This is a genomic window from Rhodococcus sp. MurmanLake-1 (assembly GCF_056945715.1).
Map to the genome: position 1 here is coordinate 237,840 of NZ_JBWZNF010000008.1, position 13,694 is coordinate 251,533.

Below are 13,694 nucleotides of genomic sequence, written 5' to 3' on the forward strand. Positions count from 1 at the left end.
AGACCCCTAACTGAAGAAGTAAAGTTGGTTCAAGCGAATGGATTCGGCAGGTTCGACGTATGCGTGGACGCCGTCCGCAGTCACCGCGAAGGTCTCCGGGTCCACCTTGATTTCCGGAGTGGCCGAGTTGCGAACCAGATCACGCTTGGTGACTGTTCTGGTCCCCTCGACAGCAACAACCTGACGTTCGAGACCGAGCCGGTCCTTGATGCCGTCGTCGAGTGCCGCTCGCGAGACGAACGAGACCGAACTCTGCGGCAACGCCTTGCCGAATCCACCGAACATCGGCCGGTAGATCACCGGTTGTGGTGTCGGGAGCGACGCATTCGGATCTCCCATGGCATGCCAACTGATCAGACCGTTCTTGATGATCGTCTTCGGCTTCGCACCGAAAAATGCGGGCTCCCAGAGAACAAGATCCGCCATCTTCCCGACACCGATCGACCCGACCACATGCGAAAGACCGAACGTCAACGCGGGATTGATCGTGACCTTCGCGACGTAGCGCAACACGCGGAAGTTGTCGTGCGTCGGTGAATCCTCTGGCAGCTTTCCGCGGGACCGCTTCATACAGTCCGCTGTTTGGATCGCGCGTAGCCAGTTTTCTCCAACGCGGCCCATCGCCTGTGAGTCACTCGAGAACATCGAGATGACGCCCATGTCCTGCAGTACGTTCTCCGCACCGATCGTCTCGGCGCGAACGCGGGACTCGGCAAACGAAACATCGGAGGGCACTTTGGGATTGAGGTTGTGACAGACCATGATCATGTCGAAGAGCTCGGCCTGAGTATTGATGCCGTACGGCAACGTCGGATTGGTCGACGCCGGAAGTACGTTGTCCTCTCCCGTCACCCGCAGAATGTCGGGTGCGTGACCGCCGCCCGCGCCCTCGCTGTGATAGGTGTGAATGGTACGGCCTTCGAAGGCCGCGATGGTGTCCTCGACGTATCCGGCCTCGTTGAGTGTGTCCGTGTGAATGGCGACCTGAACGTCCATTTCGTCTGCCACCCGCAGAGACTCACGAATTGTGGCCGGGGTTGCGCCCCAGTCCTCGTGGACCTTCAGTCCGGCCGCACCGGCCTTGATCTGTTCGACCAACGACTGATGCCCGGACGAGTTGCCCTTGCCCAGCATGCATACGTTGACCGGCAAACCCTCATTGGCCTTGAGCATCATCTCCATGTTCCAGATACCGGAAGTGATGGTGGTGCCGTTGGTTCCGTCGGTCGGGCCGATACCACCACCGATCAGCGTCGTCACTCCCCCACTGAGTGCGTGGTACGCCTGTTGTGGTGACACGAGGTGCACGTGCGGATCGATGCCGGCGGCAGTGAGAATCATCTGCTCACCGGAGATCGCGTCGGTCGCCGGACCGGTGGTCAGCCCCGGAGTGACGCCTTCCATCGTGCTGGAGTTTCCCGCCTTGCCCCAGCCGACGATCTTGCCGTCCTTGATTCCCACGTCCGCTTTGACGACCCCGATGGTCGCATCGACGATGACCACGTTGGTGATCACGAGGTCGAGCGCACCGTCGATGCTGCACGACTCCGGATCCTGGCCCATGCCGTCGCGCAGCGTCTTGCCGCCGCCGTAGATCGACTCGTCGCCGATGGTTCGAAGATCTTCCTCGACCTCGATGTACAGGTCGGTGTTGCCGAGCCTGATCTGGTCACCCGTGGTGACCCCGAAAAGGCCCGAATACTCTTGTCTCGAAATGCTTGTCATGGGTGTCGCTCTCCTTCGTCCGCCGTGAACGAGAATCAGTCGGTTTGAGGTTCGGACAGGAAGCCGAGTTCTTCGGCACGCTGGACGGCTCCGGGAAGCCGAGGGCGGTAGGCGGCGTGGGTCGGCGCCCAACCGTCGACAAGTCCGTTGAAGCCTTGAACCCGTTGCTTGCCGCCGAACGGCACCAACGTCACTTCCTTTTCGTCGCCCGGCTCGAATCTGACCGCCGTGCCCGCTGGAATGTCGAGGCGCCAGCCGAAGGACTGTTCACGATCGAAGGACAACGCGCGATTGACTTCCATGAAGTGATAGTGCGAACCCACCTGGATGGGACGGTCACCGGTGTTTCGGACTCGCAACTTCAAACGGGGACGGCCCTCGTTCAGTTCGATCGGCTCGTCCCGCAACACGTATCCGCCGACCGGCACTTTCTTCTCGCCGCCGGAATCCTTCTTCGTCGATTTGCTTGCCATCTTGGAGTGCTCCTGACATCTCGGTCGGGCTACTGGATCGGAGAGTGCACGGTGACGAGCCGGCTACCGTCGAGGAACACCGCCTCGACCTGCACACGCGGAATCATCTCCGCGACACCTTCCATCACGTCGTCGACCGTCAAGGCGTGCGATGCGTCGGCCATGACCTCCTCGAGAGTCTTGCCCTCCCGAGCTCCCTCCAGAGCGGCTGCAGTGATGACTGCGACGGACTCCGGATGATTGAGTTTGAGCCCCTTTGCCTTTCGCCTCAGTGCGACATCCGCCAACATGAGAATTGTCAGCTTGTCGAGTTCTCGCGGTGTCAGATGCATTCCGAACGCTCCTTGTCGATCATGCGGTAACTCCCTGTCGTCGAATACATGTCAGCTCCCCTGTTCCGTCGCTTCGGTGAGTGGTTCGGCCGCTTGCTGGACAAAACCGCTCCGCCTGCCGCCCGAGTACTCGTTGATCGCGTCCAGAACCGCCTGGGCATGTTCCGAGGCGACCAACACCTCGACACGCAACCGCTCGGTGAACACGACGTCGTTGCGTTGTCCGCGGAACTTGAGCGAGGCCGAGTCACTCGCGGAGACATGCGCTTCCGATACGACTATCGACTCCGCTCCGGCAGCCAGCAGCGCCTCCCGAAGCTTCTCGGACTCGATGGTCTGCAATACCGCGGTGATGAGTTCGTGCTTCGGGGCGGCGAGGTTCGGAACAAGTTTTGTCCCCTCGACCAGGACCCCCGAGTCGAACCCGCTGGTCTGCGGCGCACCACCGGCGTCGACGAACGCGGCGTTGTAGCGGTATGCGTCCATGCCTTGCTGACGACGGTCGATGTCCACCTGGTCTTTCGGGGCCAGCTTGAGACCGATGGTCTTCTCGATGCCCGTGGCGATCAGCCAGGTCACCACGAACGAGAAAGCGATGACGACGATCAACGCCAGCGCCTGCTCGCCGAGTAGTCCGGCGCCGCCGCCGAAGAAGAGTCCGTCGCGGCCGATCGAATTGATGGCTTTTTCGCCGAACAAACCGAGAAGGAGTGAACCGAGGATGCCGCCGATGAAGTGGACCGCGATGACGTCGAGCGCGTCGTCGAACTTGAAGATCGACTTGAGCGCGAGCGCGAAGTGGCAGACCAGTCCGGCAAGCGCGCCGATCGCCAACGCGGAGAAGGTGCTGACGAAGCCGGCGCAGGGGGTGACGGTCGCGAGACCGGCTACCGCGCCGGTGATCCCACCGATCGCCGTGGCCTTGCCCTCGGTATACCTTTCGATGACGAGCCAGACGACCATGCCGCCCGCTGCGGCTATGTGAGTGTTCATCAAGGCTTGTGCCGCAACACCATCGGCGGCCAATCCGTCGCCTGCGTTGAATCCGAACCAGCCGAACCACAGGATGCCTGCGCCGATCAACGCCAGGGGCACCGAGTGCGGGACTGCCTCGGCGTTGGGCCATCCCGGGCGTTTACCGACCACCAGCAAGATTGCCAGGGCGGCGGCACCGGCGGATGCGTGGACGACAATTCCGCCGGCCCAGTCCTGAGCTCCTCGGAGCGCCAGCCAGCCTTCGGGATTGAAGAGCCAGTGCGCAATCGGGGGGTAGACGATGATCGACCACAGCACGAGCAGAACGGCCCAGCCCAAGGGCTTGAGCCGGTTTGCGGTCGCACCGGTGATCAGCGCGGGCGTGATGATCGCGAACATCATCTGATAGACCACGAACGCCAGAGTCGGTACCGCGACTGCACCTTCGATCAGGTGGAAGCCCGGGGCGGCGGCTGTGTGTATGTCCTGCAAGCCGAACAATTTCAAGTCACCGAGGAAGCCGGAACCCCAGTCTCCGCTGAACGCGAAGCTGTATCCGAACACGACCCAGGTAATCGAGACGAGTCCGAGTGGGACGAGGTTCTGCTGCAACATGACGAGCGCACTGCTACCGCGCACCAGACCGGCGTAGAAGAAGGCGAGTCCGGGAACCATGAAGAGAACCAGGCCGGCGGAGATCAGCACCCACGCCGTGTCCCCACTGTCTATCACTGCTTCGGCTAACACCATTTCCATCGACATCGACGACCTCCGAGCATTATTCGGACCTGAACAAAGTCATTGGTTAGAGCAGCAATTCGCGATGTTCCGGTTCGCTGCGACAGTTACGCTACGCCCCATAGTTGCACCTTCTCAGCAAAATCGGGGGAACATCCGGTTTTCACGTTTAGTAGAGCATTGTTCTGGGAAAAGATGGGACTTTGCCTAAACATTGCGGACGCTCCACAACCTACAATTGCGGGACCAATTCTCACCGAAAGTGGTTTAAGTCTTGCAAAATGGGGAACGTAGCCGCAGGTGAGCGACACTTTCGAAGCAGAAATGCCGTTTCCAGCTCGGGACTTAGCTCCCTAACCAAGACAGCCGCGAGCGCCCTGTTTGATTACCAACGTCGGTGACCCGCCTATCCAATCGGGTAGGTAATTTCACCGAACATCTTCTCACCTGTTCAGATGACTAACCTTCACTGCACTGAGGGCAATCCTGTCGTTAATATGTTCTTCATCCGTACTGGATATTTCGACCGGAAAGTCGAAGATCACCTTTCGATAACCTTTGAAGGTGAAAAAACTCTCGCTGTAACTCTTTTGTTATGCAGAACCTAGAAGGGAGGATTGATCCCACCAGGCGAGCACTCGGATGCCGGACACAGTCAGCCACTTCGACGGCTCTCCCGCCTTTGTGTCGACCTCGAACCACACCCGCCCCGGTTGGCGACCGGCCTGGAGCCACGTCCCATCCGAGGCTCGAGCGACCCGGATCATCTCGATCGCGTCCGCCATTCGCGGATCAGGCTCATTTCCATACGACAACGACGCTTCGCGGAAGTAGTCGGCTGCGTTGAGCACGTTGTAACGCCACCGGAACGGGTACGCAAACCGGCCGACCCAGGGCCCCACCGGTTCGCAGGTCGAGAGTCGCCGGAACAGACCGCGCTGCAACAAGTACTCCTCACCGGATCGCCGAGCCGCGCGCGTCTCATCCGTTCCCCCGGTCGCGATCTCGTACGCGAGAAGCCCTTTGAGTGAATTGAGCGTCGAATGAAACGACGATCGCGTCGAACCTTCGGTCCACTCGCAGTTCCACCCACCATCCGGAAGTTGATGCCGCACAAACCAATTAGCGAGTTCATCAACGCAAACATCGAGCCACACACCGTTTGCCACCGTCCAGGCGTTGATGCAGCAATCGACCTCACCGTCCCAGTACGGCCGGCCCTCGTACTCCCAGCGACAGTTTTCCGCGAGCAGTTCTGCGGTTCGACGCTCCCGCAGAACACCGGCGTCGAGGCCCCACTCACGCAAGGAGTTGAGCGTCCAGGTTGTTGCCGTCCAGGGTTGCGAACTTTGTTCTGCTGCTTCGGGTCCCGCGAAGTCGAATTCTGCCGGGAAGAACGCCCCACCCGCCCATTGGCCGTCTCGGTCCTGCAATGAAAGCAGGCGTGCACCAAATCCTTTGGTAGCGATCGACGCGCGCGTCGCCGCCCACACAGTGGGCGCTTCGTTCAACAGATCGCGCTCCACCTGCCACCGAATCGCTGGATCCGAGTCGAGGAGCCACGCGAGCAAGTCGGTTCGGGGTGCCATCTGGCAATACTATCGAAAGGCGAAGCAGGCCATCCGGTTAACGCATTTCTCGACGTCTGATGCAATGGTGAACTCCGGACCCATTGCGTGGCCTACACCGGGTAATCCAACGCCGCCCGCACCGCCACGATGTCGGCGGCAGCGACCTCCATTGGCTTGTCCCCCAACCGAATCAACGTGCCAGTGGACAACTCCTCTACCACCGCAGATTGGGGCAGCGCGCTGCGATCGAACCTAACTCCGGAATGGAAGTATGTTTCCCATCCCACCTCGACCTCACCTTTCGACCGATTCTGAAGATCTATGTAGTCGCCGATGCTCCACCGAGCTCGATCCGGTTTCCAATGCTTGACGATAACTTTCATGATCGCGTCTCCGATGTCAGGGCCGAGCAGCTGCCGGGTGCTGTCGGTGAGCTGCGTCTCCGTCGGCAACGACACCCGGACACTGTTGGGGGCGCTGGTTTCTAAGCCGCCGACCCTGGAGATGATCCGCCGCGCGGTCCCGTCCTCGGGCGACAAACCGATGCTGTACCCCGGTCCGGGGGTGTCCGAGTATCCCACCTCCTTCGAGCGGGAATGCTCGAAGATTTTCACCAACCCGTCCACACTGAGATCCGCGGGGCCTTTGTCCAGTTTTTTTGGTGTACACCCACGGCAACGCCAACTCCGGGTCGATCGTTTCCAGGTCGTCGAGGAAAGCGCGCATCGTCTGCGCCACCTCCTGACTCGACTGCACCCGCGTGCCCCAATATCCGGCTACCGTCGGCCATCGCCCGAAAAAGCTCATCGCCCCGTCCTTTCCAACCACTGCGTAATAGTCTCCGTCCGACTACGTGTCGCGACATGAGCAAGGGTCGGCGGTCACGCGGCGTCTTAGACCGGGTAACCCAGTGCTTCCCGCACCGCCAGGATGTCGTCGAAGTTGACGTCTAACGGTTTCTCGCCCAACCGAATCAGCGTTCCGTTGGGGAGTTCCTCCAGTACGGCGACGACGGGCAGTTTGCTGTGATCGAGATCGATCCCGGACTGGATGTATGTCTCCCACCCGACTTCGATTTCGCTGACCTCATTTCCCTGCGCATTGCGGTACTCCCGCGTCCCCCACCGCGCAGACTCCGGCGACCAATGCTCGATGATCGCTTTCATGATCGCGTCCCCGACGCGTGCAGTCAGCAACTGCGACGCCTCCCCGATTGCTTGTTTCTCCGGGGGGAGGGTGACGTTGACGAGATTCGGAACCCTCGGAACATTCCGGCCGAGAGAGAATTGGATTCTCAAGAACTGATATCTGTCCGGGTGCAACAAACTCACGATGTAGCCAAGGTCGAAGGCAGCAACGGATTGCCCTTCGATATCCTTCGCTGCCCGGAAGATTTTCGCTAGGACTTCCACGCTTAGATCGGTCGACTCGAAGGCAGTCTCGGGCGAAAACACCCAAGCTTCTCCAAGTGCTCGATCAATGTTCCTCAGACTATGAAGAAACGAGAACACCTCCGCTGCAATGCCTTCTACCGGTTGCGTCCGAGGGCCCCAATACCCGATCACTGTCGCGCCACGATCCGAATTCATCGACCTTTCCTTTCCGGCCACTCTGCGATCGTCATAGTCGTTCTCGGCAAATCATTGTCATTGAACAGTTGTGGTCCGGGTTGCTGCGGAGCGCCGGGGGCATCCGGATTCACCGGCACCTGACCGACATCAGGCAGAGTCGGCACACTTGGTTCCTCGGTGCGACCTGGCGAGGGAGCCTCCAGGGTGGAGTTCTCGGGTCTCGGGTTCGACCCCGGATCGCCAATCCCACCGGGCGAGAGTGATTCCCACTCGCCACGATCGGGATCGCCGGGAAAGTGGGTTGCGAGGGTTCCGGAATCGCGGGATCCGGGCGTGCAGGTTCATTCACGGACGGAACAGAGGGTTGATCATGCTCGGCAGGTGGAACTGTGCCGTCGATGGCGGGTATGCCGCGCGGTGGCACTCCACCCGGAGCGTCGATCAGCTGGTGCGTAGCCGGATCGGGACCGCGGCGCGGTAATTGCGGGCAGGCTGGTCGGTCCGCGCCATCCCTACCTGCAGGCAGCCCCGAGTGCGCCCAACGTAGGGCTCACAGCCGTCTGAAACCTTTGGGTAGAGGAATCTCCGGTCGTTCGGTCGGCAGTCCTGCTGCTGCGCGGATGCTTCGGATGTCCTCGACTGTTAACGGCGTGGACAGATTCTTCTGGATGACGATTGTGCCGTCCTGGTAGGGAAATGCCTCCACGCTGGGCGGGAGCTGCGTTTCCTCGATCGGCAACTCAGGACCGAAGTAGGTGCAACTGCCCACGATCGCGTCACCCGGTACGTTGAACTGAGGCGATGATTCGGTTCGGCGGTAGAGCACGGTGACACGCGAGTCCCAGATATCGGCTAGCCCCTGAACGAGCTTCAATGCCAGCGAAATCAGTGATTCGTCGGCAAAGGCACATGCGAATGCGCCGGACCCTGAGGTGCCCCCGAAACTAACAACGACTTTGACGTCTCCAGCGGGTGAATACAGGGTCATATGTCGTCCCAATGAGAGGGGATACATACCGCCGGTGGCATCAGGGGATCGTCTGCGCTCGATCAATGCGGCTTCGATCGATTTTTCCGTCGGAGGTACAAGGATCTGACGGATATTCGACGCCAAGGCTTGCTCGAGTCCGGCACCGTCGGGGAGGGCATCGCCTACTGTTTGGTACAAGTCGACGTCGAAGACAGGATCGATGTCGCGAAGCAATCGTAGCGAACGTGCAACGAGCGCGGCCGTGACGGCCTCGCTTTCAGGCGCACCCTTTCGTGGAATGACCTTCACTGTCAAGCCCACCGTAGGATTGCGGCGCAGTGATGACGTAGGCACTTTCACTCCCCTCCAAATACGATGATGTTGATGTTCTCCATCCCGATGACCTCGTCGAACGCATCCTCCATTATCTGAGCAGCTTGTTCTTAAGAACACCATCACCTGCGGACGTGAGCTTGGCCGTAACTTCTGGTGTCACAGCCGGCGCGAGCCTTTCGGTAGGCGAACCTCCGGTCGTTCGGTCAGCAGGCCGACTGCTGCACGGATGCTTCGGATATCGTCGGCAACCAACGGGGCGCGTGGATCACGCTGGATGACGATCGCTCCTTCTCTTGTACGGAAAAGCTTCGACAGTGGGTGGGATCTGCGTTTCGTTGATCGGCATCTCAGGGCCGAAGTAGGTGCAACTGCCCACCGTTGCGTCGCCGGGCACGTTGTACTGAGGTGTGAGCTCCGCATCCCGGTAGAGCACGGCCGTGGGAGCGTCCCAGATATCGGCCATACCCTGGACGAGTTTCAATGACAGTGAGATCAGAGATTCATCGGCGAAGCCCCCTGGGTACGGCCAGATGAAGGTGCAAAGTAAGGAACCTGCTCCTGCCGTACTCCCGAATCCGATGAGAATTTCGATGTTTCCGTTGTCGGTGAACAACCTGAGTTGATGCCCGAATGAGAGTGGGTAAATCCCGCCTGCGGCATCAGGAGACTTTCTGCTCTCGATCATTGCGGCCTCGAGGAGGCCTTCTGCCTGAGGCGTGAGGATCCGCCCACCATTCAATGCCAGAGCCTGCTCGACCGTAACGCCGTCGGGAAGGTCATTCCTCACGGAGCGATACATGTCGACGTCAAAGACTGGGTCAAGCTTTCGAAGGAACTGCAGTGACCGCGCTGCCAGCACTGCGGTGACCGATTCGGCTTCCGGCGGCCCCTTCCGCGCCATGACTTTCACGGTCAACCCGGACGCCGGATCGCGACGTAAAGATGAAGCAGACAACGTCACTCCTGCTCGAAGACGATCGACCAATCGGAACAGTCTCTGGCGCTACACCGGGTAACCCAACGCCGCCCGCACCGCCACGATGTCGGCGGCATCGACCTCCATTGGCTTGTCCCCCAACCGAATCAACGTGCCAGTGGGCAGCTCCTCTACCGCCGCAGATTGGGGCAGCGCGCTGCGATCGAACGTAACTCCGGAATGGAAGTACGTTTCCCATCCCACCTGGATCTGACCTCTAACTCGCGGTTGCAGATCGAGGTAGTCGCCGATGCTCCACCGAGCCCGATCCGGTTCCCAATGCTTGACGATCACTTTCATGATCGCGTCCCCGACATCCGGTTCGAGCAACCGTCGCAATTCGGGGGGAACATCCTTCTCCGTCGGCAACGACACCCGGACACTGTTGGGGGCACTGGTTTCCAGCCCGCCGACCCTGGCGATGATCCGCCGCGCGGTCCCGTCTTCGGGTGACAAGTCGACGTCGTAGCCCGGTCCCGGGGTGTCCGAATACCCCATCTCCTTCGAGCGGGAATGCTCGAAGATTCGCACCAACCCGTCCACGCTGAGATCTGCTGGCACTTTGTCGAACTCGGCAGTCGAGACCCACGGCAACGCCAACCCCGGGTCGATCGCTTCCAGATCGTCGAGGAAGGCCCGCATCGTCTGCGCCACCTCCTGACTCGACTGCACCCGCGTGCCCCAATACCCGCCCACTGTCGGCCGCCGCCCGAAAAAGCTCATCGCCCCGTCCTTTCCAACCATTGCGCAATAGTTTCCACCGTGACACCGACGACGTTCTCGTCGTCGAAGCCTCTCAAGGCGAGTTCAGCATATTGTTCGTTGAGCATCACCCACACGAGCTCAGCGTCCATCCCGGCTTGTGCGAGGGCATCGAGCTGCGCCTGAGCGGTCTTGGGCCAATCTTTTTGCCAAACACGGCCCCGGAAGTCCGTTACGTAAGGTTCACCGTTCCGGTCGAAGATGAAGTCGTAGATGTGTTTCGCATCGACGATGACGTTCATGTCCGGGAACCAACCGTCGAACTTGAGCTCACCGTTCTTCCCGGCATCGAATGGCAAGATGAACGCGAACTGCCCGTCCACCAGCGTGACGAGTTCCTGAAATACCCGAGAAGGCCTCAACCTCCGAGCGGCGTCGTACCGGAGACCTTCGCCTGCATCACCCCATACCCCGACATCGGTGCCATCCCGATCACCGATGATCCGGGACTGCAACGTACGCAGATCCAACGGGCCGACTCCTTCGACCTCCACGATGTCCGGCGGTGTTTCGCCGGGTGCGAGTTGCGGTGGTTTTTCTCGTGCGAACGGCATCCACCACAACGGATCCTGTTCAACCCCTGGTCCCTCCGGGCTGTCAGGCTGTGTGGGAGGCATCGTGACCGCGGGTCGCTGCGTCGGATCCTCGATGACGCCAGGGCTGGGAATGGTGCTCGGATCGGTGGCGAAGGGGTCGAATTCCGGTAGTCCGGGTTGCTGCGGAGCGCCGGGAGCGTCCGGATTCACCGGCACCTGCCCGACATCGGGCAGAGTCGGCGCACTCGGTTCCTCGACCTGACCTGGCGAGGGAACATTCGGGGTAGAAATTCCTGGTGTCAGGTTCGGCCCTGGATCACCGATCTCCCCCGGCGTGGATGGCTCCCACTGGCCGCGGTCGGGATCGCCGGGCGAAGTGGGTTGCGAGGGTTCCGGAATCGTGGGATCCGGGCGTGCAGGTTCATTCACGGAAGGGATCGTGGGGTGGTCATGTTCGGCAGGTGGAACTGTGCCGTCGATGACGGGTATGCCGCGCGGTGGCAGTGTGCCCGGCCGGGGAATGTTTTGAGCAGGGGTCGATGGTGAAGTAACCGGGGGCCGGGTGGGTGTTGTCCGGTTCGAGACGATCAGGTCTTCAGCCCGGATCGCGCCGACGGCCAGACGGGCCCCGCGCAGCGGTGGGACGACGAAGCTCATGATCTCGTCGGTGTAGGGCTGATCGAAAGCGACACCGGGGTCCAGATGCTGCGCGTCGGCTATCCGAACTGGTTCGCCGGTGCTCCAATCGTACAAGGACAGTTCCGAGTTGGAATGGTCGAAAACCTGGTAGGGGCGTCCCTGCTCGTCGTAGGTGACCTGCAGGTCGTGCTCTTCTCCCTGCGCGTCGGTGTACGTCCAGCTCCACACGTTCGGCACCTTCGAAGGTGTGCCGGACCAGTTGGTTCCGTTTTCGTCCGTGAACGAGACGTCGCTGACAGCGGGTTCGGTGGTGTAGTCCTGCCCGCCGATGTTCGAAGTGATCGGCTCCTGGGTTTGATCGGCGAGTATCGCGTCGCCGACAGGGTTTCCGGTTCCTGTTTCGGTGATCGGCGGTTCGGAGGCCTCGGAGTTAGGGTCACCGAGCATGAGCTGCTCGAGGCCTGAATCTGCCGGCTCCGGGGGGTTGGCGGCGAGGACGTTTTGTGCGTCCCTGCGTGCTTGTTCGCCCTCCGGGGTCATCGGGCCGATGAAGTTCGCCTGCGCTTCGAGCGCAGCACGTTCTTCCGGTGTCAGCTCCGGGTCGGCGAGGATCGGGTAGAGCAGGTTCTCGATACCGGCGGTGTCGACGACCTGAACGAGTTGCCCGTCCCGGATCTCGTAATGCGTCGGAACAGGAGTGCCGTTGGCGTCGTACGCCCACGGGGCATCGATTGTCGAGACCGGATTCCCGTCGGCGTCGAAGACGGTGACCGTGCCATCGGGGTTGACACTCATGTGACCGCCGGGCGGCACCGTCACCGGAATCACGGATTCGTGCGACGACGTTTCGTCGTGGATCAGGAAGAAGAACCGGCTTCCGCCGGTGATCGGATCGAACACCCGCAACGAGGACTGCCCGCCAGGTGCGTACGCAGTCAACGGCGACGCGACAGTCCCGACCGCCTGGGAGAGTACTGATTCGGGCGTGCGGGGGCTGAAAGGTCCCGGCCGCCCGCGCACTCCGATACCCGCAGCGGTGAACGCCGCGGCCCCGACGAGGACCAGTTCGAGATACCTGTCACGGCCCGAGTCCTCCCCGGTTGTGGAAACATCTGCTGCCGGATCCGGAACCGTTTGGGCCGGTGCGATATTCGAATCCGAATCCGAATCCGCGGGGATCGGTCCTGGACCGCGATCGGTGGTGGTTCCCTCACCCGGGGTGGGTGTGGGTGAGGGAACCGCTGATGCCGATGCATTGGGGAATGCACCGACACCAGTTTCCGAGGCCGGGGACTCGGAAGTAATGGGCGGAACCTCGATCGTCGGCACAGGGACGATGGGGGTGCCGTTGTAGGTGGGAAAGTTCGTCGGAGCATTGGCCCCGACATTTGGGCCACCGCCTGGAGCCTGCGCACCGGGGAGCCCGACAGTGGTCGTCGGCGCAGCTGTCGACGTCGTGGACGGCGCACTCAGGCACGGGTTGATGATCTCTGGCGGGATGGGCGCACCAGGTGGCAGCGACGCAATGAGATTCAGGTAGATCTGATGATCACGTGCCCGCACCGCCGCGCAGTCTTCTTCCGGCGTCGCGTTCGCCGGAGCGGCGGAGAGTGCGATTCCCGCACCGATCACTCCGGCCGCTCCGGTCAACAGCGCCCCGGCGGCAAGCACTCCCGCGAGAGTCCGGCGAAGTCGTCTACCGGACTTCACCGGTGCGCACCACGATTGTCACTCTTCTTCGTTCGGAGTAGCGCGATGAGTTTGTCTGCGCCCCACCAGAACAACCGTCCGGAGATCGACATCCACAAGAAGAATGCCAGGTAAACCAGGATCGTCCCGTAGTCGTTCGCCCAGCCGGCGAGCTTCCCGATCACCGCGAATGCCGCGATCAGCAACCCCAGTCCGACTGCGGTGGCGATCACAGCCTTGGAAAGTGGACTGAGTTCGCTGTCCGGATCCCAGTCATCAACGTCTGCAACGTCTTTGCTGTCGACGGCAGCGGGTTCCGTTTGCACACTGCGACGTTCGGCGTTGTTGACGGTCATGGCTGGAACTCCAAACAGGAAGGGAGAGCGGGGACAACGAGTCGC

12 protein-coding genes are annotated in these 13,694 nt (G+C 61.1%); all 12 read right to left on the reverse strand.

What is annotated here, in order from left to right; translation table 11 throughout:
* Positions 1–6: 6 nt before the first annotated feature.
* The 12 genes from AC2ETI_RS22720 to AC2ETI_RS22775 all read right to left on the reverse strand — a co-directional run bounded on the left by AC2ETI_RS22720 (position 7) and on the right by AC2ETI_RS22775 (position 13,649).
* A complete protein-coding gene (locus AC2ETI_RS22720) occupies positions 7–1,725 on the reverse strand; it encodes an urease subunit alpha (RefSeq protein WP_003943847.1) in 1,719 nt (572 codons plus the stop codon).
* Between the two features lie 35 nt (positions 1,726–1,760).
* A complete protein-coding gene (locus AC2ETI_RS22725; RefSeq protein ID WP_003943812.1) occupies positions 1,761–2,198 on the reverse strand; it encodes an urease subunit beta in 438 nt (145 codons plus the stop codon).
* A gap of 29 nt (positions 2,199–2,227) precedes the next feature.
* Complete coding sequence (locus AC2ETI_RS22730) at positions 2,228–2,530, reverse strand: urease subunit gamma (RefSeq protein ID WP_003943837.1); 303 nt, start codon at positions 2,528–2,530, stop codon at positions 2,228–2,230.
* A 51-nt stretch (positions 2,531–2,581) separates the two neighbouring features.
* Positions 2,582–4,261 carry an ammonium transporter gene (gene amt / locus AC2ETI_RS22735; protein WP_230091063.1) on the reverse strand — a complete coding sequence of 560 codons (1,680 nt, stop codon included), beginning with the start codon at positions 4,259–4,261 and terminating at the stop codon, positions 2,582–2,584.
* A gap of 575 nt (positions 4,262–4,836) precedes the next feature.
* Positions 4,837–5,832, reverse strand: a complete 996-nt coding sequence (locus tag AC2ETI_RS22740) for a prenyltransferase/squalene oxidase repeat-containing protein (protein WP_047888768.1) — start codon at positions 5,830–5,832, stop codon at positions 4,837–4,839.
* Between the two features lie 92 nt (positions 5,833–5,924).
* Positions 5,925–6,428 carry a hypothetical protein gene (locus AC2ETI_RS22745; RefSeq protein WP_223257877.1) on the reverse strand — a complete coding sequence of 168 codons (504 nt, stop codon included), beginning with the start codon at positions 6,426–6,428 and terminating at the stop codon, positions 5,925–5,927.
* A gap of 279 nt (positions 6,429–6,707) precedes the next feature.
* The gene (locus tag AC2ETI_RS22750; RefSeq protein ID WP_326839284.1) at positions 6,708–7,403 is read right to left on the reverse strand and encodes an Imm52 family immunity protein; all 696 of its coding nucleotides are present in this window, start codon (positions 7,401–7,403) and stop codon (positions 6,708–6,710) included.
* A 532-nt stretch (positions 7,404–7,935) separates the two neighbouring features.
* Positions 7,936–8,709 carry a hypothetical protein gene (locus AC2ETI_RS22755; RefSeq protein WP_225989407.1) on the reverse strand — a complete coding sequence of 258 codons (774 nt, stop codon included), beginning with the start codon at positions 8,707–8,709 and terminating at the stop codon, positions 7,936–7,938.
* A 247-nt stretch (positions 8,710–8,956) separates the two neighbouring features.
* The gene (locus AC2ETI_RS22760) at positions 8,957–9,652 is read right to left on the reverse strand and encodes a hypothetical protein (RefSeq protein ID WP_223257881.1); all 696 of its coding nucleotides are present in this window, start codon (positions 9,650–9,652) and stop codon (positions 8,957–8,959) included.
* Positions 9,653–9,694: 42 nt separating this feature from the next.
* Positions 9,695–10,390, reverse strand: coding sequence for an Imm52 family immunity protein (locus AC2ETI_RS22765; RefSeq protein ID WP_003943963.1), 696 nt, complete (start codon positions 10,388–10,390; stop codon positions 9,695–9,697).
* Positions 10,387–13,314, reverse strand: a complete 2,928-nt coding sequence (locus tag AC2ETI_RS22770) for a hypothetical protein (protein ID WP_483634418.1) — start codon at positions 13,312–13,314, stop codon at positions 10,387–10,389. The genes AC2ETI_RS22765 and AC2ETI_RS22770 overlap by 4 nt, the downstream gene beginning before the upstream one ends.
* A complete protein-coding gene (locus AC2ETI_RS22775; RefSeq protein ID WP_019746453.1) occupies positions 13,311–13,649 on the reverse strand; it encodes a hypothetical protein in 339 nt (112 codons plus the stop codon). The genes AC2ETI_RS22770 and AC2ETI_RS22775 overlap by 4 nt, the downstream gene beginning before the upstream one ends.
* Positions 13,650–13,694: the final 45 nt, after the last annotated feature.